The sequence below is a fragment of the Filomicrobium insigne genome (assembly GCF_900104305.1).
GTDB lineage: Bacteria > Pseudomonadota > Alphaproteobacteria > Rhizobiales > Hyphomicrobiaceae > Filomicrobium > Filomicrobium insigne.
The window spans coordinates 175,035-199,629 of sequence record NZ_FNJC01000003.1 but is presented as its reverse complement, the minus strand read 5'-3'; the positions used below and the strand labels follow the sequence as shown (position 1 = coordinate 199,629).

The 24,595-nt window shown below is 56.4% G+C and carries 24 protein-coding genes and 1 tRNA gene; 17 read left to right on the top strand and 8 right to left on the bottom strand.

Annotated features, from left to right (window positions below; genetic code table 11):
* Positions 1–181: 181 nt before the first annotated feature.
* Positions 182–694, top strand: coding sequence for a peptide-methionine (R)-S-oxide reductase MsrB (gene msrB / locus BLS30_RS11080; RefSeq protein ID WP_082101114.1), 513 nt, complete (start codon positions 182–184; stop codon positions 692–694).
* Positions 695–793: 99 nt separating this feature from the next.
* Entirely contained in the window at positions 794–1,453 is a 660-nt protein-coding gene (msrA, locus tag BLS30_RS11075; protein WP_197540922.1) for a peptide-methionine (S)-S-oxide reductase MsrA, read from the top strand.
* 64 nt (positions 1,454–1,517) lie between these two features.
* Here msrA and BLS30_RS11070 read toward each other — a convergent pair whose 3' ends face one another.
* On the bottom strand, positions 1,518–3,584 hold the full coding sequence (locus BLS30_RS11070) for an elongation factor G (RefSeq protein ID WP_090228819.1): 2,067 nt from the start codon (positions 3,582–3,584) through the stop codon (positions 1,518–1,520).
* 443 nt (positions 3,585–4,027) lie between these two features.
* Between BLS30_RS11070 and BLS30_RS11065 the strand changes: the two genes are divergently transcribed.
* A complete protein-coding gene (locus BLS30_RS11065; RefSeq protein ID WP_139165334.1) occupies positions 4,028–4,339 on the top strand; it encodes a hypothetical protein in 312 nt (103 codons plus the stop codon).
* Here BLS30_RS11065 and BLS30_RS11060 read toward each other — a convergent pair.
* Positions 4,317–5,237: an alpha/beta fold hydrolase gene (locus BLS30_RS11060; RefSeq protein WP_170832458.1), complete on the bottom strand. Its 921-nt coding sequence runs from the start codon at positions 5,235–5,237 to the stop codon at positions 4,317–4,319. The two genes, BLS30_RS11065 and BLS30_RS11060, sit on opposite strands and share 23 nt — an antisense overlap.
* Before the next feature lie 127 nt (positions 5,238–5,364).
* Here BLS30_RS11060 and BLS30_RS11055 point away from each other — a divergent pair, with 127 nt between their 5' ends.
* Together BLS30_RS11055 and BLS30_RS11050 are read left to right on the top strand one after the other, a co-directional pair.
* Entirely contained in the window at positions 5,365–5,802 is a 438-nt protein-coding gene (locus BLS30_RS11055) for a c-type cytochrome (protein WP_046479154.1), read from the top strand.
* Positions 5,803–5,928: 126 nt separating this feature from the next.
* A complete protein-coding gene (locus BLS30_RS11050) occupies positions 5,929–6,582 on the top strand; it encodes a polymer-forming cytoskeletal protein (RefSeq protein WP_046479155.1) in 654 nt (217 codons plus the stop codon).
* A 73-nt stretch (positions 6,583–6,655) separates the two neighbouring features.
* Here BLS30_RS11050 and BLS30_RS11045 read toward each other — a convergent pair whose 3' ends face one another.
* Entirely contained in the window at positions 6,656–7,858 is a 1,203-nt protein-coding gene (locus BLS30_RS11045; protein WP_046479156.1) for a pyridoxal phosphate-dependent aminotransferase, read from the bottom strand.
* Positions 7,859–8,284: 426 nt separating this feature from the next.
* On the opposite strand from BLS30_RS11045, the gene BLS30_RS11040 reads away from it, so the two are divergent.
* From BLS30_RS11040 to BLS30_RS11030, 3 genes are all read left to right on the top strand, one after another.
* Entirely contained in the window at positions 8,285–8,617 is a 333-nt protein-coding gene (locus BLS30_RS11040; protein WP_046479157.1) for a hypothetical protein, read from the top strand.
* Between the two features lie 90 nt (positions 8,618–8,707).
* Complete coding sequence (locus BLS30_RS11035) at positions 8,708–9,250, top strand: hypothetical protein (protein ID WP_090228811.1); 543 nt, start codon at positions 8,708–8,710, stop codon at positions 9,248–9,250.
* Between the two features lie 173 nt (positions 9,251–9,423).
* A complete protein-coding gene (locus BLS30_RS11030) occupies positions 9,424–9,603 on the top strand; it encodes a hypothetical protein (RefSeq protein WP_076605417.1) in 180 nt (59 codons plus the stop codon).
* A 108-nt stretch (positions 9,604–9,711) separates the two neighbouring features.
* Here the strand turns inward: BLS30_RS11030 and BLS30_RS11025 are convergent, their stop codons facing one another.
* Positions 9,712–10,428 carry an SDR family oxidoreductase gene (locus BLS30_RS11025; protein ID WP_046479160.1) on the bottom strand — a complete coding sequence of 239 codons (717 nt, stop codon included), beginning with the start codon at positions 10,426–10,428 and terminating at the stop codon, positions 9,712–9,714.
* 210 nt (positions 10,429–10,638) lie between these two features.
* On the opposite strand from BLS30_RS11025, the gene uvrB reads away from it, so the two are divergent.
* From uvrB to BLS30_RS11005, 4 genes are all read left to right on the top strand, one after another.
* Complete coding sequence (gene uvrB / locus BLS30_RS11020; protein ID WP_090228807.1) at positions 10,639–13,389, top strand: excinuclease ABC subunit UvrB; 2,751 nt, start codon at positions 10,639–10,641, stop codon at positions 13,387–13,389.
* Between the two features lie 188 nt (positions 13,390–13,577).
* Positions 13,578–14,327 (top strand): bestrophin-like domain, encoded by a 750-nt coding sequence (locus BLS30_RS11015; RefSeq protein ID WP_090228804.1) that lies wholly within the window; start codon positions 13,578–13,580, stop codon positions 14,325–14,327.
* A 304-nt stretch (positions 14,328–14,631) separates the two neighbouring features.
* Positions 14,632–15,132: a hypothetical protein gene (locus BLS30_RS11010; protein WP_046479163.1), complete on the top strand. Its 501-nt coding sequence runs from the start codon at positions 14,632–14,634 to the stop codon at positions 15,130–15,132.
* Positions 15,133–15,240: 108 nt separating this feature from the next.
* Positions 15,241–15,675: a hypothetical protein gene (locus BLS30_RS11005; protein ID WP_090228802.1), complete on the top strand. Its 435-nt coding sequence runs from the start codon at positions 15,241–15,243 to the stop codon at positions 15,673–15,675.
* 84 nt (positions 15,676–15,759) lie between these two features.
* Here BLS30_RS11005 and BLS30_RS11000 read toward each other — a convergent pair whose 3' ends face one another.
* Together BLS30_RS11000 and ctrA are read right to left on the bottom strand one after the other, a co-directional pair.
* Positions 15,760–16,407, bottom strand: a complete 648-nt coding sequence (locus BLS30_RS11000; protein ID WP_090228800.1) for an MBL fold metallo-hydrolase — start codon at positions 16,405–16,407, stop codon at positions 15,760–15,762.
* A gap of 124 nt (positions 16,408–16,531) precedes the next feature.
* On the bottom strand, positions 16,532–17,227 hold the full coding sequence (gene ctrA / locus BLS30_RS10995) for a response regulator transcription factor CtrA (protein ID WP_046479165.1): 696 nt from the start codon (positions 17,225–17,227) through the stop codon (positions 16,532–16,534).
* Between the two features lie 713 nt (positions 17,228–17,940).
* On the opposite strand from ctrA, the gene BLS30_RS10990 reads away from it, so the two are divergent.
* Positions 17,941–18,321: a hypothetical protein gene (locus BLS30_RS10990; protein ID WP_046479166.1), complete on the top strand. Its 381-nt coding sequence runs from the start codon at positions 17,941–17,943 to the stop codon at positions 18,319–18,321.
* 172 nt (positions 18,322–18,493) lie between these two features.
* Positions 18,494–19,072 (top strand): hypothetical protein, encoded by a 579-nt coding sequence (locus BLS30_RS10985; protein WP_139165333.1) that lies wholly within the window; start codon positions 18,494–18,496, stop codon positions 19,070–19,072.
* A 90-nt stretch (positions 19,073–19,162) separates the two neighbouring features.
* Here BLS30_RS10985 and sciP read toward each other — a convergent pair whose 3' ends face one another.
* Complete coding sequence (sciP, locus tag BLS30_RS10980; RefSeq protein WP_046479168.1) at positions 19,163–19,441, bottom strand: CtrA inhibitor SciP; 279 nt, start codon at positions 19,439–19,441, stop codon at positions 19,163–19,165.
* Between the two features lie 407 nt (positions 19,442–19,848).
* On the opposite strand from sciP, the gene mnmA reads away from it, so the two are divergent.
* From mnmA to BLS30_RS10965, 3 genes are all read left to right on the top strand, one after another.
* Positions 19,849–21,036: a tRNA 2-thiouridine(34) synthase MnmA gene (gene mnmA / locus BLS30_RS10975; protein ID WP_090228795.1), complete on the top strand. Its 1,188-nt coding sequence runs from the start codon at positions 19,849–19,851 to the stop codon at positions 21,034–21,036.
* Between the two features lie 249 nt (positions 21,037–21,285).
* Positions 21,286–21,362: transfer RNA gene (locus BLS30_RS10970), tRNA-Met, on the top strand.
* A gap of 732 nt (positions 21,363–22,094) precedes the next feature.
* Complete coding sequence (locus tag BLS30_RS10965) at positions 22,095–24,200, top strand: methyl-accepting chemotaxis protein (protein ID WP_090228792.1); 2,106 nt, start codon at positions 22,095–22,097, stop codon at positions 24,198–24,200.
* 88 nt (positions 24,201–24,288) lie between these two features.
* On the opposite strand, the gene BLS30_RS10960 is transcribed toward BLS30_RS10965, so the two are convergent.
* Entirely contained in the window at positions 24,289–24,564 is a 276-nt protein-coding gene (locus tag BLS30_RS10960) for a PepSY domain-containing protein (protein ID WP_046479170.1), read from the bottom strand.
* Positions 24,565–24,595 lie beyond the last annotated feature (31 nt).

The window sequence follows — 24,595 nt, the reverse complement described above, 5'->3', positions numbered from 1 at the left end:
CTCATGCGTTTTCATCCAGCGCGCGAGATTGGCTGTTGTCTTGCCTTTGCGCACATTGATTTGATGTGGGGGTGACCTGACAAATACGGTGTTATGCCCCCAAGTTACGGACACCAATCGATATGCCCACGGAAGGGCCCCACGAACCCACTCCGCTCCTGCGGATCAGGGAGGACACGCGATGCTAAGCCGCCGTACATTTAGTATAGCCGGATTGAGTACCGTTACCGCCGCCGTGTTTACGTTGGCGTCCAACCGAGAAGGTGCAGCGGAGAACTCTATGACAACGACATTTCCAATAACGAAAACGCCGGAAGAGTGGCGTGCCCAGCTCACCCCCGAGCAGTTTCGCGTGCTGCGCCAGCATGGCACGGAGCGCGCACGCTCTCACCCCTTCGACAAGAACTACGATGCAGGTACCTATTTGTGCGCAGGTTGCGATCAGCCGGTGTTCAGCTCTGACACCAAGTTTGACAGCCGCACCGGATGGCCCAGTTTCTGGAAACCGATTGAGGGCGCCATCGGCACCTCTACGGACCACAAGTTTTTCATGGTTCGCACCGAAGTCCATTGCAGCCGATGCGGCGGGCACCTCGGACACGTATTTGATGACGGCCCAGAGCCGACGGGCCTGCGTTATTGCATGAACGGCGTCGCGATGAAGTTCGTCCCTGAAGGGGGTGAGAAGCCGTAACTGTCTCGGAAAAGATTTTGTGTTGGCCGGATCGTCGGCTCCGGCCACTGCTCTAATTTTTCTAGATTGCATCGCCTTTTCGGAGATTTATCGATGCGTATGAGCCGCGGATTTTGGTTTAGCATTTCAGGCTTGGTTATTGCTGCCCTTGCCGCAGGTGTAGTCGGGCTCGGAGCTCAGGCGCCATCGCATGCCAAGACCGAGGGCTCCGTATCGAAAAATGCGAAGCTTGACGTCGCAACGTTCGGTTCAGGCTGCTTCTGGTGTACTGAAGCCGATTTTGACAAGGTCAAAGGCGTTGTGTCGACCATTTCCGGATATATGGGTGGCAAGACGCCCAACCCCACATACGAAAGTGTCTCGGCCGGTGGCACCGGCTACGTCGAAGTCTTGCAGGTGACATATGATCCGTCCCAGGTCTCCTACAAGACGCTACTCGATTACTACTGGCGGCATACCGATGTCGTCGATGGCGGCGGGCAGTTTTGCGATCGCGGCGATCAATACAAACCCGTCATCTTCGTTCACACGCCGGAGCAACGGCAGCTTGCCGAAGCGGGCAAGGCCGAACTGGAAAAGAGCGGTCGCTTTTCAAAACCGATTGCCGTTCAGATTGTCGCTGCGAGCACCTTCACGCCCGCCGAGGACTATCATCAGGACTATTATGAGAAGAACCCGCTGAAGTATCGCTACTATCGCTACAGTTGCGGCCGGGATGCACGCATCAAGCAGCTTTGGGGCAGCGGTGCGACTCATTGAGCCAAAGCACGAATAAAAAAGGGCCGGCGCGTCAATCATCGTCCGGCCCTCGAAATTTTGTGTGTCACGCTGTTGCGTGCATCTGATCCGTGATCGCGTGATCGGCCAGTTTGCCGGTCAGTTCGGCCAGATGATCAAATCGCGCCGAGTATGACCCGACGCCAGCGGTGGCCGACCGCAACTCAATAATCAGATCTTCCATCTCAGCTGCCGGGATGTGCGCTTCGAGAACATCCCAACCGGGCCAGCCTGGTCTTGCGTCATATCCTAAAATCTGCCCCCGTCGTTGTGGGATCATACCGTTGACTTTCGCGGTGGCCTCAGACGGGACGGCGATCGACACAGCCATAATGGGCTCAAGCAAGACAGGCGAACACTTGGGCATGCCGTCAGCCATGGCGAGCCGCGCAGCTTGTCGAAATGCCATGTCCGATGAATCCACGGAGTGGTACGATCCATCCTTCAGCGTCACCGAGATGTCGACCACGGGAAAGCCGAGCGGCCCGCGTTGCATGAAATCCTTCACACCGATTTCGACAGACGGAATGAACTGCTTGGGAACAGCGCCTCCGGTGATCTTTTCGTTGAACGAAAATCCGGTGCCACGCGGTTGTGGACTAATTTCAATCACGACATCACCGAACTGTCCGTGTCCGCCAGATTGCTTTTTGTGTCTTCCCCTGATCTCCGTGGGTTTACGCACCGTTTCCTTGTAAGCAATCTGGCGTTTGATGCGGTCGACGGCCACGGAAAATTTGCGCTCAAGGCGTTCGAGCGCGACCCTCAAGTGCATTTCTCCCTGACCTAACAGAACGATCTGATTTGTATCCCGCGAGTGCTCGACCTGCAGGGAAGGATCTTCCTCCATCAGCTTGCCGAGTGCGGTGGTCAATTTGACCTCATCCTTGCGATCTTTGAGACCCAGCCCCGTGCCATAGACAGGTTGGGGTGGTTCGGGAGCTTCGATCTGGACGACCGGCGTCTTGCTGGTTGTTACCGTTTCTCCCGTCGCCAATCCGTCGACTCGTCCCAGCCCGACAGTATCGCCAGCTGCTGCTGCGTCGCACTTCGTAGTGTCTTCACCCATTAATCTGAACAGGCCGGATATGCGCTCTTCCTGACCTTGCGCCCCTCGTAACACGGCGCCGTCAGTCAAGCTCCCGGTCAGCACCCGAGCAACCGACATCTTGCCACCGTGCGGGGAATGAACCGTCTTGAATATAAAGGCTGCAGAGTCGGTGTCGGCAACGCCAAGCCGTTGGGCGGTTTTCGCTACAGCAGGCACCTCATGGCGGAGAGCTTTGAGCAACCTGTTGATGCCATTGCCGTGCTCGGCACTTCCCAACAACACAGGACAGATAACGCCCTTCCGCAAATCTTCGGAAAGGTCATCAAAAACCCTGTCACGCGAAGGCTCCACATCCGAGAGAAGTTGCTCCAAGAGTTCGTCGTCGTAATCGGCGAGCTGCTCGAGCATCTGGTAGCGTGCTTCGGACTCGCGGTCCTTCAGTCCGGTCGGAAGTTCGATAATCTCAGACGTATCTTGTTCGCGATAAACATACGCACGTTCGGATGCGAGATCGACGAACCCCGTGGCTACGCCATTTTCCCAGATCGGGATCTGACGCAGCACAAGCGGCTTCACGCTTGCAGGTTGCAACATTGGGATGATGTCGCGAACCGGAGTCATGAAGCTGTCGATCTTATTCAAAAACAGGAAATGGGGAATTCCCCGATCATCCAGTTGCTTGAGGATAAGTTGTAGGGCCGGCAGTCGCTTAGTATCCGGCTCGCACACGACGATCGCGGCATCGCAGATCGTCAGAGCCAATGAAGACTCGTGTTGGAATTCAATTGAGCCGGGGCAATCTATAAACGTGAACTGATCATCAAGGTATGTCGTGTCTGCAATGTTGGCTGACACACTCATGCCGTGCGCCCGTGCCTCCGGGCTAGCGTCACCGATGCTGTTGGGATCTGAAGTTTTGCGTTGACGCGGCACAGCGCCTGTGCGGGCTAAAATTGCTTCTAGCAATGTCGTCTTACCGCAGAGATAAGGTCCGACAATCGCAACACAGCGCGTGCCGTTACCTCGTCTGCCGCCCGTTTCAGAGCCGTTGGATTGGTCCATGTGCTCCTCCCGATCTGGTTGTTGTCCCCTAAGCTGAGGACGTGCCCAGGCATGCGAGTGCGCTGCCGCACCCCGCGCCTGGAAGGAGCGCGGCCACGAGCATGTTCGCGCCGTCTCCGCAACGACGCAAGCATCAGTTGTCAGCGATGTACTCGCAGGGAGCAGCTAAGCTGTTGCTTTTACGTATTATTTATATTTTTTAACCGCATAGGCTCATAGCTTAAGGCAGACCATTAGCTCTCTGCCGGCGGCGATTATTGTATTGCAGTGCAAATTACTTTTCTCGCTGCGCCGCAACACTAAAAATAAACCAAAAAGATCTTGACCCTGAGCACCTATGCACATGATATTTTCAACATTGGTTGGTAGGAATCGGTAGACCCGCCGCAACGAACGAAGCGGGTCGCGCGTTGGGTGAGGCAGAACACGGCGAGGAGAGATCGATGGGAATAAAATCCCTTATGTCCGCCGCGCACGCCGCCGGTTTTGCCATGGCGTCGTCCGAGGACCTTCTAAAGTCCAGTTCTAAATCTCTTAGCGAGATCGGGCGGGACGACGAGCCACAACGCCCTGTTTATACTTATGTCCCGGTTTTGGAACGGGAAGTGGCTGCTCTTCCAGCACCGCGTTCGCGTGCAATTTACCCGATACCCGCTGGACGCGCACTCGTACCGGTTGCTCCGAAAGCAACCGACACGTATGAGCGTTGGCGCCATTATTGGCTCGGCTGGCTCAGTGGTCGTGCCGTAGCCTGAAGCGCGTTACGTCTTCATCGAGATCTGTCGCGAGCCAATCAAATACCTCTCGGTAATTTTCCATAATCCAGAAATGCCCTGCCCCGACGATTTCGGTGAGCTTTGCGTTGGGTATTGCCGACGCTAGGCGGCGGGCGGGACCTAGAGGAATATTGTGGTCTTCAAGACCGAGCCACAAATGTGTTTCGGCCGTCACCGTGGATAAGTCGACATTCCAATTTCGGCCAAACAACATCATATCGATGACAGGCCCTTCAACGCTGCGAAGGAGGCCCGCGCGCATAATTTCGGCGAGGGCTTTCTTATTCTCGCGTTCGCGAAGGATCTGTCTGTCAGCGTAACCTGCTCTTGCAGCCACCGTAGTAATGGCCAAGTCTTGGCTGGCGGACAGGAGCATGCGAAACGTCGCGAACGTAAGCCGCATTCCGCCGGGCATTCTAGGCCACGCAGTAAAAGCGAACCTGTGAAATGGCCCAATGGGCCCATGGAACGGCCGCGGCAGGATTGGTCCGACCGGGCCGATCAGAGCGAGTTTGTCAACGCGCGCACCCAACGCGGCAGCAACCGTAGCTGCGAACGGTCCACCTCCCGAAATGCCGACGATTGAGAAACGCGCGAGACCCAAGCGGTTTGTGACCTCGCAGATGTCATTGGCGAACTCTGCGAGGGAAGGCTGTAGGAGAGGTTTGGCGGTGAGCCCGTACCCCCAACGATCGGGACAGTAGAGCTTTAGACCTAGCTCGTTGGCCGCTTTACTCGCGAGACGGAATTTCAACCGCGACCCGGGCGTGCCGTGCAGGGCAAGCACGGGCTGCCCGTTTGACGCGCCGTACCAACGCAGGCCGAATTGCCTTCCGTCGGAAAGAGGGATTGAAAAGTCCGTATCCTCTTTGACCATGCCCGGATCCATTTGACGCGGACCTTAATATTTGTTGGTGCCTTGGGATTGTCTGATTGACCGTTTAGCCACCGAAATGCAGGTTTAATCGGGTTTTTCGGCCCGCTGGTCCGACGGGGAGTTCCTTATGCTGCGTTTGTCCGTTGCCGTGTTCGCGATCACCGTTGGTGTAGGCGTCGCTGCGGCTCAAAACCACGATATCATCAAGGCACGCCAATCGGCGTTCAAGGCCATGTCCGACGCTGCAAAGCCGACGATCGCGATGATGAAGGGGGAGCGACCCTACGAACAAGCGGCCATCGACAAAGCGCTGGCGACGATGGCTGAAAAAGCAGCCGTTCTCCGCAATATGTTTCCTGAGGACTCCAAGACGGGCGAAAAAACAGAAGCTCTACCGGTTATTTGGGAGAACAAGGAAGACTTCGTCGGTCGCTTTGGCAAGCTGGCCGAGACCGCAAAGGCGGGGCAAGCCAGCATAACCGACGAATTTGTTTTCATGGACGAGTGGCCAAAGGTTATGGGCAATTGCAGCGGTTGCCATAAAAAATACCGCAAGGATGACTGAGACGGTCGTCGCACTATCGGTCACAACACTTCTTTAGGGTGTGCCCGATAGGTCGATACGATCCGGCGCTCGCGGCGGAAAAAATTTGGCGAATGCATAGTTCATCGTAGCAGGGAAGCAATCACCGTGACCCAATCTCAAGGCGTTGCCATTATTAGCGACGATACAGTCCTTAAGGGCCGGATCGCGCACTGCAAGCTGCTTGAAGTTCATGGCTATGTTGAAGGCGAAGTCGCCGCCGAGCGCCTGATCATACATCCTGGCGGTCGAGTTTTCGGAACGATCAGGGTCGATAACGCAGAAATCAACGGTACGCTTCAGGGAAACGTCGCGGTCAAACATCTAATCGGGATCGGGGCTACCGGCTCCGTGAACGGGCAAGTGCAGTACGGCCGCATTTCACTGGCGTCGGGTGCGGAACTCTCAGCTGATCTTCGCAACGTGCCGCCGGAAATTTCCGGCGATCTTGACCTCGTCGTGCGGCGCGGTCGCACCGTGAGGATCACGACCATGGATCTGACTGCGGTCGATCCGGACGACAGTGCGCACAACCTCAGCTTTTTGGTTTCAAATCCGATCAACGGCTTCGTCGCGTTGAACCATGGCCAACGCGTTCCCGTGGAGACATTCACGCAAGCAGATCTCGAGAACGGCCATGTGATGTTCGCGCACGATGGCAACGCCGCGGAAACCGCGAGTTTTGATGTCATCGTTTCGGATAGCGCGGGCGCAACGTCAGGTGCAGCCAAGACGGTAACAGTCGCCGTCATCGCCGCCTGATAATGTTCTCATATCAGGCGTTCTTTTAAAAATGCCGGAGCCCCGACGTGGTGCTCCGGCATTTCTTTTATTCTTACTTCAGGTTCGCGCAGAAGCGTTGAATCCGTTCGCAAGCATCCTGCAGCGCCTCAGTCGACGTGGCGTAAGAGATGCGGAAAGCAGGAGATCCCTCAAACGCCGCACCATGGACGCAGGCGACACCCTCGGCTTCCAACAGAGACGTCACGAAGTCCTCGTCGGTCTCGATCTTCTTGCCGTTGGATGTCGTCTTGCCGATGAGGCCGGCGCAGGACGGATAAACGTAGAATGCCCCCTCCGGCTTGAAGCACGAAATACCGGTTGCCTGATTGAGCATCGATACGACGAGGTCCCGGCGCTCAACAAAGATCTTGTTGTTCTCTGCGATGAAGTCCTGGGGCCCGTTCAACGCTTCGACACCGGCCCATTGCGTGATGGAGCATGGGTTCGACGTCGACTGCGATTGAAGTTTGCGCATGGCGTTGATCAGCGGCTCAGGGCCGCCGGCATAGCCCAAACGCCAGCCCGTCATAGCGTAAGCTTTCGAGAGGCCGTTCATCGTCAATGTCCGGTCAAAAAGCCCCGGCTCCACCTCAGCCGGCGTCGCGAACACATTACCGTCATAGATCAAGTGCTCGTACATATCGTCCGTAAGCACCCAAACATGGTCATGCCGCATCAGAACATCGGTGAGCTTCTTGATGTCTGCTGCCGAATACGCCGCGCCAGTCGGATTGGAAGGCGAGTTGAACAAGAACCACTTGGTCTTGGGTGTGATCGCGGCCTCAAGAACCTCTGGCTGCAGCCGGAAACCATGCTCCATCTTGGTTGGTACGAAGACAGGCTTGCCGCCCGCGAGCATGACGATATCCGCGTAAGACACCCAGCATGGCGCTGGAATCACAACTTCGTCACCCGGATTCAACGTCGCTAGAAGGGCGTTATAGAGAACCTGCTTACCGCCCGTCCCCACTGAGATCTGGCTCGGCTTGTAGTCGAGTTTGTTGTCGCGCTTAAATTTCGCGATGATGGCCTGCTTGAGTTCGGGAATGCCATCGACGTCAGTATATTTTGTTTTACCTTCAGCGAGCGCTTTGACAGCGGCTTGCTTGATATTTTCAGGTGTATCGAAGTCCGGTTCGCCTGCCGAAAGCGAGATGATATCCCGTCCCTCGGCCTTGAGCTGACGCGCCTTTGTTGCGACGGCGATCGTGGCGGAGGGCTGGATGCGGTTGAGGCTATCGGCAATGAAGCCCATCAGACTAAGCCTTTCTTTCAAATGTAGGCGTGATTAACTGGCCGGCAGCGGGGATCATCCGCACGCTGCCGCCGAACAGCTGCTCTATGTAGGGCGCTTTCTGGCGGCGCGCAGGCTAATGTCGGTTTGCTTATGGGGCAAGCAAACATCTTGCCCTTCCCATTGGTCTTTTGGACTATTCGCGCGGCTCCTCGCCTCCAACCCCCATCTGATGCGCAGCGACAACATCAGCGAAGAGTCCGTTACTCCTCCACCGCTGTATATGGCTCGGCCACAATCTTGGCTCAGCCTCCGCTCAAATTGCGTTCTCATAACGCTGAACTCGGCTATGCTCGTGCGCAGTGATAGGAGGCGCTTCTGAAGAAATTTGCGGGAATTCCGAAGCACTTTGCCCGGATTGGGGCGGATATTGCCGTCGGTCTCGGGTTGTTTTGCCTTATCGTCAGTCTTGTGGGGGCCGAACCGGGCCCCGCCGTTCCACAATTCAGCGATCTCATCGCAATTAGTGCCAATGCCTCGGAAATCGGGAAGGTTCCTGATCAGGCGCAAGCGGCGGCCAAAGCTGCGGAAGTGGTTAAGGTGGCCTTACCGGTCACGCAGTCAAAAGCTTCCAGCCTGCTTCTGTTTGTCGACCAGCGCACCGCTATGTGGATGCTCGCGGCCATATTTTCCGGGATCTTTGCGTTTAATCTGACGTTTCTGCGATACCTCAGGCGTCAGCACGCACCGGTTCGGATACATCGCCGTCGGCTCAGATAACAGCTTAGCGAATGGCCGGGGCCTTAGACTCCGGCCAAGTTGCCCCTATATTTAGGGCTCAGTGAGCAATAGAAGCAGGAGTAGACGCACATGCGAGATGCGAATGCGCGCTTTACAAGCAGGCCCGTGGCCATTGGCTTGGGGGCGTTTTCGGCTCTACTTGCCACTGGCCTCCTATTTTTCTCGACCAGTGAGACGATGCTGAAAGCGCAGTTCGTAACCGCTTTTGATTCTTATTCAGCACCGAGCCCGACCGGAACCTCCAAAACCGGTGGGCCTTCCCTGGCTTCGCTGCCGTTCGCGGCTGGCGAAGATTTCTGGCTTGGCAGTTCGTCTCCTGGCGCAGGTCTTAGCGACCACGTACGCCCGGCTTCCTGGTCCGGGTCCGTTGCGGTCGGGGACGAAATCTCACTCTCCGGCAACAGTGGCCGTCGTGTTTTCGAGATTGTCGCCATCACGGAACTGCCTGTAGAGGGCCTGACGCGTGTCCTCCACGGCGGTTCCAACGATCGAATGATTTTGGTCACTGCTCGTGAAAAAGGCAGCAGCAAAGGTCAGATCATTCGGTTTGTGATTGATCGCGACGATGCCAACGTGTTTGGGGACAAGCTCGCTTCGCCGCATTCCCTTTAAACACTCTGCCTCCTGACAGATCCTGCTTCGCAGACCTCTCCTTGTAGCGTTGCGGGATTGCCATAGCGCTCTCTCTAAGGCTATGGCGAGGTATGCTCGCGCGATGGACGGCGGTGGTCTGCCCGTGCCAATCTCCAGCCGCGCAAATATTTCCATCCAGGCTGGAGTTGTTCATGCGGCTCAATCCCCCAACCGTCGTCATCTTTTTGATTTCGTTCATCCTGGCCGTGCTGGCCCTGATAACGAAGATGGGGTTTGTCGCGGTTCCCCGATACCTACCTCATCAGGAGTACTGGCTGGCGATGACGGCGTATCTCGTGCTGATGGTAGGCAACCTTGTTCGCGGCCTCTAAACGAGGTGCGTCTCAGGTTCTCAAGCCTTCATGTGAAAGATCAAACTTTGTAGCGAAGGCCCGCTTAAGGGCCGCCGCATTGTGATGCCAATTCGACTGTTGGGTCCCTCACCAAGCAATCTGCTTCTTGTCGCGGAAGAACCCACCTGTTGGTCCGCTGTCGTCCAGCGTTGCAAGCCAGACTGCCGTCTCTGCGCCCTCTTCAGGTGATCTCGTCGCTTCTGGGCCGCCCATATCGGTCTTCACCCATCCGGGGCACATCGCATTGACCTTTATGTCGCCATGGCCAAGATCGCTTGCCAATGTCCGGGTCAGCGTGTTCAGGGCGGCCTTCGACATACGGTAAGCAGGATAGCCGCCGCCCATTTCGGAGAGTTGACCAAGCCCTGAGGAAAGGTTGACGATCCGCCCGTACCCAATCTCCTTCATCGTCGGCAGAACGGCCTGGATCATCAGCAACGGTCCAAAGATGTTGGTGGTGAAGGTCTGCTGCACGATCGAGAGCGGAACATTCTCGACAGTGGGAGCCCCTGAACTCGGTCCATCTATCAAGATACCAGCGTTGTTCACCAGAATATCGATCCGGCCAAACAGATCCTTGGCATTCGCCACACCCGTAGCGATGCTCTGAGGGTCGTCAACATCGAGTTGAACGACTGCCGGCTCCAGGCCTTCACTCGCGAGCTGCTCAGCGGCCCGCTTGCCCTTGTCGAGTTCACGCGAAGCAATGATCGGCATCACGCCCAATCGTCCCAACTGACGGACGATCTCAAGGCCGATGCCCCGGTTTGCCCCGGTGACAAGCGCGACGCGCGTTTCTGCCATTTCAGGCCTCCTAGCTCGCCTAAAAATTCTTTCAACACGAAGACCTTAGACGGACGGTCCCCTTGCAGGAAGTGTAGGTCGCGAATTTTTTGCACGGGCTTAACAGGTTGCATCTGCTTTTGGCATTGTCGCTTGCTCGAACGGGGAGCGTGGCAACTCACTGTCATCTAGGCCCTTTGCTCGCGACACCGGACGCGCCATATTGCGGGCATGTCGCCAACTTCCAAGAATCCCTCATCGGTCAAACCGAAGAAGCCGCGTGCCGCACGTAGCAAATCCGGAAAACCGACACCTCCGCCTTCCGAGACGGCCGCGCGCACGCCTGGGCTCGGCGAAGCTCCGCAGGCTCCATTTGATAGCGGTGTGCTCCCGGCCTTGAGGGCTCAGGCGCTGCAGCCCACGAGCGGAACAGGCAGTTTAACGGCTTATCTAGACGCCTTGCTTGCCAAGCCGCATGAGCGCTCAGCAAGTGCACGGGAACTGCTGAAGCAGCAACCGATGATGGCCGCGCATCCGATCGTCGCAGGATCCGAAATCGACTTCGTGCCGCATCGTCCGCCGCGGCCGGAGAAAAGCGAAGGCGGCATCCGTTTTGAGATCGTCTCGGAATACGAACCGAAAGGCGATCAGCCACAGGCGATCACAGATTTGGTGGCCGGGATAGATGCCCACGAGCGCGACCAGGTTCTGCTGGGCGTTACCGGCTCGGGCAAGACGTTCACGATGGCTCAGGTCATCGCGCGAACGCAACGGCCCGCTTTAATCCTGGCGCCGAACAAAACTCTCGCGGCGCAGCTCTATGGCGAGTTCAAATCGTTCTTCCCAGACAATGCCGTCGAGTACTTCGTCTCGTACTATGACTACTATCAGCCGGAGGCCTACGTCCCCCGCACCGACACGTATATCGAGAAGGAAAGCTCGATCAACGAACAGATCGACCGGATGCGGCACGCCGCAACGCGTGCGCTGCTCGAACGCGATGACGTTATCATCGTTGCATCGGTGTCTTGCATTTACGGTATCGGTTCGGTCGAGACGTATACGGCGATGACCTTTGCCATAAAGGTCGGGGAACAGCTCTCTCGAGATCAGTTGCTCGCAGATTTGGTCGCCTTGCACTACAAGCGCAATGACACTGCCTTTCAGCGCGGCACGTTCCGCGTACGCGGCGACACCATCGAACTCTTTCCGGCTCACTTGGAGGATCGCGCCTGGCGCATCTCTATGTTCGGCGACGAGATTGAGTCTATTACCGAGTTTGATCCTCTTACTGGGACCAAATCCGACGACCTTGAACTCGTGAAGGTCTACGCGAATTCACACTACGTGACTCCCCGCCCGACTCTCCAGCAGGCGATCAAAGCCATTAAGTCCGAATTGAAAGGACGGCTCGACGAGTTGCATGCCGCCGGCAAATATCTCGAAGCCCAGCGCATCGAACAGCGTACGCTGTTCGATATGGAGATGATGGAGGCGACGGGTTCCTGCGCCGGCATTGAGAACTATTCCCGCTATCTGACGGGCCGCCGCCCTGGCGATCCACCACCGACGCTGTTCGAATACCTTCCGGACAATGCCCTTGTCTTCGTTGACGAAAGCCACGTAACGATCCCGCAGATCGGCGGCATGTTCCGCGGCGACTTCCGACGTAAAGCAACGCTGGCCGAGTACGGTTTCCGCTTGCCGTCTTGTATGGATAACCGCCCTCTCCGTTTCGAGGAATGGAATGCCATGCGTCCGCAGACCGTGTCGGTTTCGGCAACTCCCGGCGGTTGGGAATTGGAACAGTCTGGCGGCGTATTTGCGGAACAGGTTATCCGGCCGACAGGGCTGATCGACCCGCCCATCGATGTGCGGCCCGCGAAGTCACAGGTGGACGATCTTCTCGATGAAGTGCGCCAGATTTCCCAGAAAGGCTACCGTGCGTTGGTCACGACGCTGACAAAGCGCATGGCCGAGGACCTCACCGAATACATGCACGAAGCGGGAGTCCGCGTGCGCTACATGCACTCGGACATCGACACTTTGGAGCGGATCGAGATTATTCGCGATTTGCGTCTTGGTGCATTTGACGTGCTGATCGGCATCAACCTGCTGCGCGAGGGCCTCGACATCCCCGAATGCGCGCTCGTTGCTATTCTCGATGCTGACAAGGAAGGCTTCCTACGCTCAGAAACTTCACTCATTCAGACAATCGGCCGTGCGGCGCGTAATGTCGACGGACGCGTGATCCTCTATGCCGATCATGTGACGGGCTCGATGGACCGGGCGATCGCAGAGACGAATCGGCGCCGGGAAAAACAGCTCGCCTACAACGCTGAGCATGGCATCACACCGCAAAGCGTCAGAAAGAACATCGCGGACGTTCTGGCCTCAGTGTACGAACAGGATCACGTCACAGTTGATACCGGGCTGGCCGATGCACCGGCCGCCCACGGACACAATCTTGCGCGCGTGATCGAGGACATGGAAGCGCGTATGCGTACGGCAGCCGCAGATCTGGAATTCGAGGAAGCCGCGCGACTACGTGATGAGATTAAGCGGTTGCGCGATACCGAACTTGCTATTGCCGACGACCCGCTGGCGCGGCAAGCTCAGGTGGAGGACCGGGCCGGACGCTATGAGGGCGAACGCAAATATGGTGCAAAAGCCAATCTTCCTGCCACCGAAAAAAGCCGCATCCGCAAACCCTCCCTTGACGACATGGGTCCGGGTACGGACATGCCCGTACCACGCCGCGATGCCAAAGTTGATCCACGGACAAAAGCTGGTGCGTTCGGAGAGCGCATTTCGGGGGCGCACAAGCCGACTCTCGACGAGATGGGCCCTCACGCCATGCTCTCCGTGCCAACCGGAAAAACGAAACCCGTGAAGCCTGTGAAGACGACGGAATTTGATGATCCGTCTGAAAAGAAACAACGGCGCGGCCGACCGAGGAAGACGGGGCGACCTGGCGCGTAACGCTTCAGCTGCCTCTCTGTAAACCACACTTTGGAACTTCGCGTGCGGCGGCGCGGTTGGAGATTTAAATTAATTGAATTCAATTTGCGTCCGTGACGGCGGTCGCACATTTCGTACAGTTATTGATTATCCTTGGATCCGCCGGAAGCTGACCTCGCACATTTGTCGTTCAGTCCGAGGGCTCATTCATGCCCGTCGTTGCGTTTCTGATTGTGTTTGCGCTCACATTTTGCGCGGCATTACTCGGCCTGTTTTTGGCGACTGTTCTGCCCAAACATCACATGACTGAAGACTCTCAGCGGGCCATTCATTCGTTTCTTGAATTGAACGGTCTGCTCGCAGCGGTCGTGCTCGGATTTCTCGTATTCTCGGCAAAAACCTCGTTCGATACGAAGGACACGGAATGGCGACATGCTTCGGCGGAGGTCATTCTCCTCGATCGATTGATGTCTCATTATGGCCCCGAAACCCGTGATTTGCGCGCCCTGTTGCGGAAGGCCGTTGCAAGCAAACTCGCCCAGTTCGAAAAAAGCCGAAAACCCACTGAATTGGTGGTAGGGATCGACCAGGTTCAATTGCAACTCAGCAGCCTTGTGCCGACCACGGATGCACAATCCTGGCTCAAAAGCAGAGCGCTCGACGTAACAAATGAGATCGCGCAGACACGCTGGTTTCTACTCGACGACGTCGACAGCACCATGCCAATCCCCTTCTTGGCGCTTCTCATCTTGTGGCTCGCCATAATATTTTTCGGCAATGCTCTCTTCGCCCCGCGGAATACCACCGTGCTTTCCATCATCGCGCTGTGCGCTGTTGTGTTAGCCGGCTCCGTGTTCCTGATTATGGAAATGGACGAATCTCAGGGCGGCTTGATTTCGATTTCAAGTGCGCCATTGCACGAAGCGCTCACCGAACTGACCCCGGGACAGGCCCACTAAAATCAAACGCTAAAAGTCAACACGAGGGCAGATCTTTCCGTTGTCGTTAGAATCTTGCCTTAGCATAAGTTTTGCGCCGCGCGCCTGCACATAACTCCCAGGGGTTGCACGAGTTCTATCTTTGCTAGCTATAAGGGCGTTAGGCACAATCGAATAGAGCTGAGGTAAGAATCCAATTTGGTGAGATCTTTCAGATCGATAGCCTCAGCTCGCACTCTCCGTAAAATCAGTGTGACCCGCAGGACCTCGTCAATTGGCTCAGAAACCTTATTATTCCGCGCCGAAACCGGGAGCGGAGATCAGAATGAAACTTTCGACGTCTGGACTGATTGGCGGCGTCTTGATGTCGGCGTCAATCGCATTGCTCGGCTTCGCGCAGCAGGCTACGGCTAATCCATTGAACGGATATGTCGGCACTTGGAGCGGCTCGGGTTCGGTCAAACTCGATAGCGGCAAAAGCGAGCGGATCGATTGCCGCGCGTATTACACCTCGCGTCAGGAGGGAACAGACCTCAACGTGGCCATCCGGTGCGCCAATCCTTCGAACAAGATCGAAATGCGTGCCGGCTTGACCTATTCCGGCGGCGCCGTTTCCGGGACCTGGGAAGAGCGGACGTTCAATGCGACTGGCGCTGTGACTGGAACAGCAAACCCTGCATCAATCAAGTTATCAATCAACGGCGCCATTACGGGATCCATGTCGGTCTCCCTCAGCAACAACCAGCAAAACGTCTCGATCTCGACTGCTGGATCCGGCTCGGGGCTTAGCGCCGTCAAGATCAACTTGAAGCGTCAAGGCGGTTAATCCGCCGTAGAACGCCGCTGTGATTGGCAATATCGGTGCCACAGGGCCACATGAACTCTGCCGTCGGGCAGAAGGTCCCCTGGAACCCCTCCCTGTCCGGAATCCGTTATGTTATTTTCATTCTTCGTTGCCATGTTTGGCATGCGGCGTGTTGTGCCCGCGACCCTAGACCCTGGAGAGCTTCCGATGTCATTTGGAAACCGCTTCGCCCTGATGTGCGTGGGCCTATTAGTAAGTGTCGTGTCAGCCCTGCCACAGAGCGCAGAAGCCGGCCGGATCGGGCGCCTTCCCGAGGACCTCAGCAAAGGCTACGTCGTGGCCGAAAGCAACTTCGGCAACGGCACCGTCTCAGGCCCCGTGCGCCTCACGCGGCTCGGCCCGCAAGTGCGGCTCCCCGGAGGCACCTGGGAATACTGCCGCCGCAGTTGCTCCGAGACGCTCCGCGTCGAGACTGTCGACTTCTGGGAAGGCCGAGCCAACGGCGAGCAGGGGTTGTCGCAGGAGTGCGGTTTGCTTTGCCTCCAGTTTAGAGGTCGTTACTGAGCCGTAGGGCACCGGATCTGTGATCCGGTGCTATGCACGCCTTGCACAGGGCCCCGCCACTCCCGGGGCCTATAGTGCTCCCGTTCAGGTCAGGAACGGATTCGCGTTGCGTTCGAGGCCGATTGTACTGCCCGGACCATGACCGCAAATGAACGCGAAGTTGTCTCCGAGCGGCAGCAGCTTCGTTTTAATCGCTGAAATCAGCGCATCGTGGTCGCCATAGGGAAAATCCGTTCGGCCAATTGATCCCCTGAACAGGACATCGCCAAATAGCCCGAACTTATGGGGCTGGTTGATAAACACGACAGAACCTGGCGAATGTCCGGGGCAGTGCATGATATCGAAGCTATGCCCTGCAACGGTGACCTGGTCCCCTTCCGACAGCCATCGATCAGGTGTGACATTACGGGCCGAAAAGCCGTACTCGCGTCCCTGCGATTCCAGCCCCTGAAGCAGGAATTCATCGGCCCGGTGGGGACCTTCGATCTTCACACCCAGCTTTTCGCGAAGCTCGTCTGCGCCGCCAGCATGGTCAATATGACCGTGGGTCAGCAAAATCTTTTCTGGCTTCATGCCCACTTCTGCGATCGCGTCTTCAATACGGTCGATGTCGCCACCAGGGTCCACGACGGCGCCGACACCGGTTGCCTCATCCCAAATCAGCGAGCAATTCTGCTGAAATGGCGTGACCTGCAGAATTGCGGCTTTAAGCGATGGCTTCGTATCTGTCATCTTGGCTGGGCCTTTCGGGCTGAGTTTCGGCGCGCCCTTCCTAAAGCATTTTGCCGATAAGAACAAAAAAACGGGGCCTTTCGGACCCCGTTTTGAGTAGTCTCAGGTGCTGCGATCAGCGCGATCAGGCTGCGGCATGTTCGTCGTCAGGATCTCTCAGCACGTAACCACGTCCCCAGACGGTTTCGATGTAGTGCTGACCGCCGGTTGCCGTCTGCAGTTTCTTGCGCAGTTTGCAAATGAAGACGTCAATGATCTTCAGTTCGGGCTCGTCCATGCCACCATAAAGGTGGTTGAGGAACATTTCCTTGGTCAGCGTGGTCCCCTTGCGCAAGGAGAGCAGCTCCAGCATCTGATATTCTTTGCCCGTCAAATGCACGCGTTGGCTGTTCACCTCTACAGTCTTCGTGTCGAGGTTAACCTTGAGGCTTCCCGTCTCGATAACGGACTGCGCATGACCCTTCGACCGCCGGACGATGGCGTGGATACGCGCCACGAGCTCATCTTTATGGAAGGGCTTCGTCATGTAGTCGTCAGCGCCAAAGCCGAGGCCGCGAACCTTGTCTTCGATGCCGGCCAAGCCGGACAAGATCAGGATCGGCGTCGAAACCTTGCTTACACGCAGAGCTTTCAAGACTTCGTAACCCGACATGTCTGGAAGATTGATGTCGAGAAGGATAATGTCGTAGTCGTACAACTTGCCGAGGTCTGCTCCCTCCTCGCCAAGATCCGTCGTATAGACGTTGAAACCTTCAGACTGCAGCATCAGCTGAATGCTTTGCGCAGTCGCACTGTCGTCTTCGATCAGAAGCACCCGCATTTTATTTCCTCTCTTCTCCGGCCGCCGCCAGCGCCGCAGTTCAATTAATGCAGAGCACGCAAACTTCGATCTCTAGCTAAATCCTCTTTAGGACGTTAAGCATTAGAAGTTTAACAATTCCTAATTTTGTCTTGAGGCTGCCCGTCGAACTCTCGACAATTTGCTCACAAGACATCAACGAATCTCCAAAACACCTGTGACCTTGCCTGCTTCGCGCAATACTCCAGCGCCCGCTGAATCACCGCTCCGCAGACACGAAGTGAAGACCACCGGTTTCTTGCAGGTACACAGGGAACTCTAATTCGGGCTGGCAGGTCGAGCGGATACACTCCGCCTATGGACGGCTCAAATCCAAGCTTCACGCCATTCGGCGCAATGCCGGACCTTTCGATTCGGCCGCTGACTACCCCACAACGCGCACTATCAACAGTTAGCATTATTCGCGACCGGCCCCTAGACCGCAGATTCATATTTCTGAGTCTCGGGACGTTCCCAGTTAATTAGATCCGTCAAGCGTTGTTTTAGCGCAACGTTAAATAGCATGTGCTACACATCATATTGTACGCTAGCGCGCCGATCTCATATTGACGTTTTCCCGCTATAGTAGCAGGTTAACAGATTGTGTGGAGACTTCAGTCGAGCTTTATCTCGACTGGCATGTTTTTTGATTGTCGAAGCTGGCGAATGGTCGAAAGAGTTAGGGGTATCGAACCATGAAGTCACGTGATGCTGCGCTTCGCCTGAAGCGTTTTGAGGCTGATGAAAAGGCCCGTAAGGTTGTCGATCTTCAGCATATGATTGCAGAATTTGAGCGCATGGCGGGCGATCTCGACCGCCAGATCCGCGCCGAAGAAGAACGTACCGGTGTCAAGGACACGGCACATTATGCCTACTCCACGTTTGCGAAGTCGGCTTCTCTTCGTCGTGACAACTTAAATTCATCGGCTAACGAGTTGCGCATCAAGCTTGAATCAGCTCAGCGCGAGCGCGACGAAGCCATGGAACAACTCACGCGCGTTTCATCTGGCGAGAGCCAGGTTGGCCTGCGTGAGCCACAGCGTCCCGAACGCCATTCAGGAATGGCGGCACGCTGATCCCAATCAGCGCGCCTTTCCTACATTTAACATAGTTATGCAGTCAAACGCGTGGGTGCCGGGCCACTTGGCCTTGCGCCCCACGTTTTTTTTATGACATTGAAACAACGTTCTCTCCGGCGGGAGACAGCTCTTAGCTCCTCGTTTTTTAAACGGTCAGGTAACGATCGGCATGACGGGATCTACCCGAGGTTTGTTCGCATGCATAAGCCTTTGCGTTGCGCTCACCGGCTGCGCCGGAAACGGGCCGGTTGACACGTCGGTGTTAACGTCTGGGACCACGGGCGCACTTTCAGCCATTCCCAATGCAGCGAGTGCCCTTGCCAAAGGGATGAAGCAACCAACCGGTTCGCCGACCGAGATTTACACACGCATTGCCCGTGGTGTCCTAACCTGCTGGCTCGGCGGCTACGGCCCGTTACGTACTCAGTACCTGTTCCAAGCCGAGGCACGGCCGGAACACCAGGGCGGGGGAAGTAAGATTTTGATTCACGAGCGCATCAAAGATGCTCCCAATCAGCCCGGGCGGGTTGCCTTTGAGATCCAGATTGAGCCAATCGGTGAGACAGCGACAGTATCCGCCAACAATAAGCAGCTGCCAGCAAGTATTGGCGACAACCTCAGTCAGGATGTTTACCGATGGGCCGCTGATGAAGAGGGATGCGTCGAAGGCGGGGTGAAGGCGGGGTGGGGCGCAACAGCTGCAGCCAGGCAGGACAAAGCACCCAAGTCGAAAAATAAACGCAAGTAGAGCAGCCCGCCTAATCGCAGCCAAGAGCGGAGCGCCCTGGGGACGCACCGCACTGGGGGCTAGGGGAGGGGGGATTACTAGCCCGGGGGATCAGTCGCGGTAGTCTTGCACGCGGGTGGCGCGCAGACCCGGCAAGCCATGCCGGTCAATCGAGCGTTGCCAGGAGAGGAACTCGTCGACCGTCAACTTGTAGCGGTCACACGCCTCTTCAATGCTGAGCAGACCACCACGCACAGCGGCAACAACTTCCGCTTTGCGACGGATGACCCAACGCTTGGTGTCCTTTGGAGGAAGATCGGCAACCGTCAGAGGGCTACCGTCGGGTCCGATTACGTAGCGCACGCGGGCGCGCATCTGTTGTTCTGTCATGGTACTGGTTACTCTGTACTCGTTACACTTTTTATGACGCCTAAAATCCTTATAGCCGATCTCGATTAAGTTCCGACTAAAGCCTTATGTAAAAATAGCATAAACAGCCGTCCCTTTAGTATTCGCCCGACCATTAACCTTGACGTAGAAATCCTAAACAAATGACCCTAAGTAGTTATCGGCGCCGATATCCTTGGACATTTGGCACAATAACTCTTGTTGCGAGCTGCGGCTGCCTGCCTCTTGAATTGCGTGCGCTCGCAAACCTAAATTGCTTCCCAGCCGCGATGCGGGCATAGTGAGCGCCGCGCGCAACTGCGAGTGCGCGGAACTTGTCCGCGATTTTCAACTATGTGTCCGTGACTTGAGTCACTGGATTCAGTCCTCATCTTATCAATGAAGTGTTAATGACCGCAAATTCAACCGTCTCCACTTCTGATCGTCCCAGCTTAAACGTTGGGGAACGTCGCCGCGTGGTGGTTGCCATGTCTGGCGGCGTCGATTCATCGGTTGTTGCGGCGCTGCTTACACAAGCGGGCCATGAGGTTATCGGTATTACACTTCAGCTTTACGATCACGGCGCTGCTGTGGGGCGCAAGGGTGCGTGCTGTGCCGGTCAGGATATTCAGGACGCGCGCAATGTCGCGTCCCGGCTTGGCATTCCGCACTACGTTCTCGATTATGAAGATCGATTTGCCGCCACGGTCATCGCTTCGTTCGCGGACAGCTACGTTGCCGGCGAAACCCCGATCCCCTGTGTCAATTGCAACAGCCAGATCAAGTTCCGCGATCTGCTAGATACGGCACGCGAACTCGGTGCCGACGCCCTTGCCACCGGGCATTATATCCGACGCCGGGAAGGGCCGGCCGGCCCCGAACTCGCCCGTGCGCGCGACGCCGAGCGCGACCAGAGCTATTTTCTGTTTACGACCACCCGGGAGCAACTGGCGCAGCTTTGGTTCCCACTAGGGGACCTGCCAAAATCAGATGTGCGCACTCTGGCCCGTGATCTTGATCTGCCGGTCGCCGACAAGCCTGACAGCCAGGACATCTGCTTCGTCCCAAGCGGCCGGTACTCAGACATCATTGAACGGCTTAAGCCAGAAGCCATGACACCGGGCGATATCGTGCACGTGGACGGCCGCCGGGTGGGGCAGCACCAGGGTATTGTCCACTACACCGTGGGCCAGCGCCGCGGTCTTGGCGTCGCATTCGGGGAGCCACTCTTTGTCATCCGGCTAGATGCTGGGCGAAATGAGGTTATTGTCGGTCCGCGTTCGTACCTTGATACCCGACGCATAGTCCTGCGTAACGTCAACTGGATCGGCGACGGTATTCTGGAAGAGGCTGCTCGCGAGGGCTTGACCATCCATGCGCGGGTGCGTTCAACGCAACAGCCCCAGCCGGCCGTGCTGTCCGCCGATAATAATGGAGAGGTTTCTGTTGTACTGACCGATCCAGCAGGCGGTATCGCAACGGGGCAAGCCTGCGTCTTTTACTCCGATGCCGGTAATGATGCGCGGATTCTGGGCGGCGGCTGGATCGCTGCGACAAAATCCGCCAACGACGACGTGCCGCTGGCACGGCCAGCCTGAGCCTATAGCCGGGGCATTCGGTTCGCGTATTCTGGTAATTTCCAACGCCACAAATTGGATTGCGTGCATTCCGATGCGCACAGCCTCTTGCACGGGATGATCCAATCAGTTACATCCTCTCCGGCATTCTCGAGGTCCGGACAGCCATGCTGGACACTCAAGCGCCAGGGTTCCTGGATTTTCAGTTTGAAACGGGTAGTGGCGCGTTGCGTCACGCAATCCGGCGCTATGCATTGGCCGACAGGCTTTGGCGGAGTAGCTCAGCTGGTTAGAGCAGCGGAATCATAATCCGCGTGTCGGGGGTTCAAGTCCCTCCTCCGCTACCATCCAACACCCCAAATCTGGAAGTCATGGTCAGGCCGCCGCTTGGTGGCACGCGCCCGCATATCGCGGTTTTGCATCCTTTGCGGCCGCAATCGTCATCACATTATATATACGCATGAAGCCTGCCCGATTTCGCTGCCGCCTTTCCGGCAATGAAATATCGATGCATTGACGAGCCGAATTCCCCCCGTTTCCTAATATGGAGCGTCTTCACTTTTAGCATCCTGCGCAGCGCGCCAGCAAGGCGGTCCGAGACTGGGAATGGTGTCATCTTCAGAGTTTCCTCCCCCTCGCCGAGAGCAAAGCACCCAAAGGCGTTCTTTCATTTTTTCTCAATCGTTGCAGCGTCAAATTTTTCTCGCCTTGAATAAATTCCGGACCCGAGCCAAAAGCCGGCTTACCTCTTTCGTATTGCATACTTTCTGACAACTCCCGAACTCAGGCTTTAAACGTGTTCGGTGACTGAGGTGCTATTTTTTCTTTGGATCGCATGCACTTTTCGACAGAGATTCACGTTTCATTCTCATATTAACGGACTAACATCACTAAAACGTTCCCTCCCTATAGCGCGCAAGATTCGCGGAATTATTTTTCATATTCCCCATCGCTCCCAACCAAATGAAACAAATCCATTCTGTGCACAGAAGGTAATTGTTCATTTCTTCAAAGTAATTTTTCTTCCGGGAAATGATACCGGCCGATCCGTGCCGGCTATTTTGGGGTGGGGGCCAATAATGAGTTCTATTCGAACGCTTACCATAGGTACCGTTCTGAAACTTCTTTTCGGAACGATGGTCATAATTGCAATCGCCACATTGGCAATTCCAATACACAATGACATCAACCAGCTGAGAGAGAGCAAGCGGGTGGTTAGAGTTGCAGAGGCCGGACAAGCCGTCTTCATAGCGCTCCAAAACAATCGTATCCAACGCGGCCCGACGCGGGTCCGGCTCCAAGCCGAGGCACCGACTTCGGATAGCTATTTCGCAACGCTGAATGCGGCGCGCGCCAAAGTAAATCCGGCTGTCGCCGATATTCTGCGGCTTTGCGCAGAGATCGACTGCACCAACGGACAAACGGAAATCTTCACCGGCTTTCCAGGTAGCCTTGAAAGATTGGCAACCATGCAGAAGCGCTCGGATGCTGCTCTGAAGGTGGCGCTTTCCGAACGGCCGGCTGGCATTGCTCAGGAATTTAATACGGTCGCCACGGACGTTATCGATCGCCTTGAAAAGATGTCGATCGCACTGGCGACCGAGGTGCGCATGAGTGACGTGCAGATCGCGGAGCTTATGGCGGTGAAGCAGGCCGCCTGGCTCGCCCGCGACGGTGTCGGCCTTGGTCGCACGGCGCTGGCCGAAGCTCGCACCAAGCAGGCGTTGACGCCGGCACTTGACCGTAAAATCGCTGATCTGCGCGGCCGGGCTCTCGTCAATTGGTCTGTTGTTAAAGAGCTTATCTCGCGTCGCGGTGTGCCGGCTGAACTGAAGGCTGCCGTAGAGACGGCCGATACAGAGGTGTTCCAGAACTATTATGAAAGCGTTTGGAAGACTGCTTTCGAGGAACTCTCCAACGGCGTTCCCACAACGATTTCGAACGACACCATGAATGCAACCAGCATCAAAGCACTTAACACTTTGACCGCTGTTGCTGACACGGCCATGCGGCTGACCCAGGAACACGCTGAACGTAAGTATGGGGAAGCTCAATACACATTGATGGTTCAAAGTGGCGTTCTCGTTTTTGTACTCCTCCTTGGCGCCGCAGGCTTTGTGATCGTTCAACGCCGCATCACACATCCTTTGGGTCAGATGACAGACGCGATGCGCCGTCTGGCGGAAGGCGATCTGATGATCGAAGTTCCAGGTGCGGATCGCAAAGACGAAATCGGTGCGATGGCAGGTGCTGTCGAAATCTTCAAGGAGAGCGCCATCCAGCGGGCTCGCCTCGAGGAAGAAGGCCAACGCCTGCGGGCGCAGGCGGAAGCAGACAAGCGCAAAGCCATGTCGCAACTTGCCAAGGACTTCGACTCCAAGGTGAGCAGCCTAGTGGAATCCCTCGTCTCAGCTTCCAGCCAGCTGGAAACTACGGCAAACGAGATGTCCAACACGGCGAGATCAACCAGTGATCAGTCAAGCGTTCTCTCCGAATCCGCAAAGGAAACCGGCGCAAACGTTCAGGCTGTTGCGGCTGCGACGGAAGAACTTGCCTCCTCGGCGAGCGAGATCGGCATGCAAATCGGCCAGACGGCCAGGACCGCCCGCAAAGCCGTTGAAGATGTACGCATGACGGATAGCACCGTGCAGACGTTGTCTGCTGCGGTTGAAAAGATCGAGACCGTTGTCGCGCTCATCAATGACATTGCCGCGCGGACCAACCTGCTCGCGTTGAACGCCACAATCGAGGCTGCTCGTGCAGGTGAAGCCGGTCGTGGTTTTGCTGTTGTGGCCAGCGAGGTGAAAGACCTTGCGAACCAAACGATCCGCGCGACTGATGAAATCGTCTCGCAGATCAGCGAGCTTCAACAAGCAACGACCGGTGCTGTGAGTGCAATCCGGGCCATCGGGGAGCGCATCGAACAGGTCGACGAGATCGCGAGCTCGATCGCGGCGGCCGCTGAGGAACAGCAGGCGGCGACATCCGAAATCGCGCGAAGCATCTCGCAGGCGGCGCAGGGCGCTGACCTCGTCGGCCGCAGCGTCGATACGGTTCGCGATGCCGCTGAGAGCACCGGCACCTCCTCGAGCGAGGTTCTTTCCTCGGCCAAGGAACTCGCAAAGAGCTCGCATGCACTGCAACGCGATATGCGGGACTTCATCTCCGGCCTGGAAGCTGCTTAAGCCTCTTTTTCGCTCTCTCTTACACACCAAACAGCAAAGGCCGCCCTTGGGCGGCCTTTGTGTGTCCAATCAGGGCCTCGTAAGAACCTTAGTCGTCATACCCCACGAGAACCTCTCCCGTGGCGGGATGAACATGAACTTCGATCCGAGTACCGTTCTTGCTCATCTCGACCTCATAAGCGCCATCGTCGGATTCAATTTCGTGGACCGTGTACCCTTGAGCTGAGAGCTTCTCGATCATTTGCGTAGGGGAAAGCCACTGATCCCTTGGAACATTGAGGCGCTTGCCGTTCCAGTCGGCGGCGGCGGGAAGAGCGCTTGCCAGAGTTGCTGCAAGGGCGGCTGCAACGATGAGATGCTTCATCTATAAGTTCTCCTGTTTTGCTGGGCTCGTT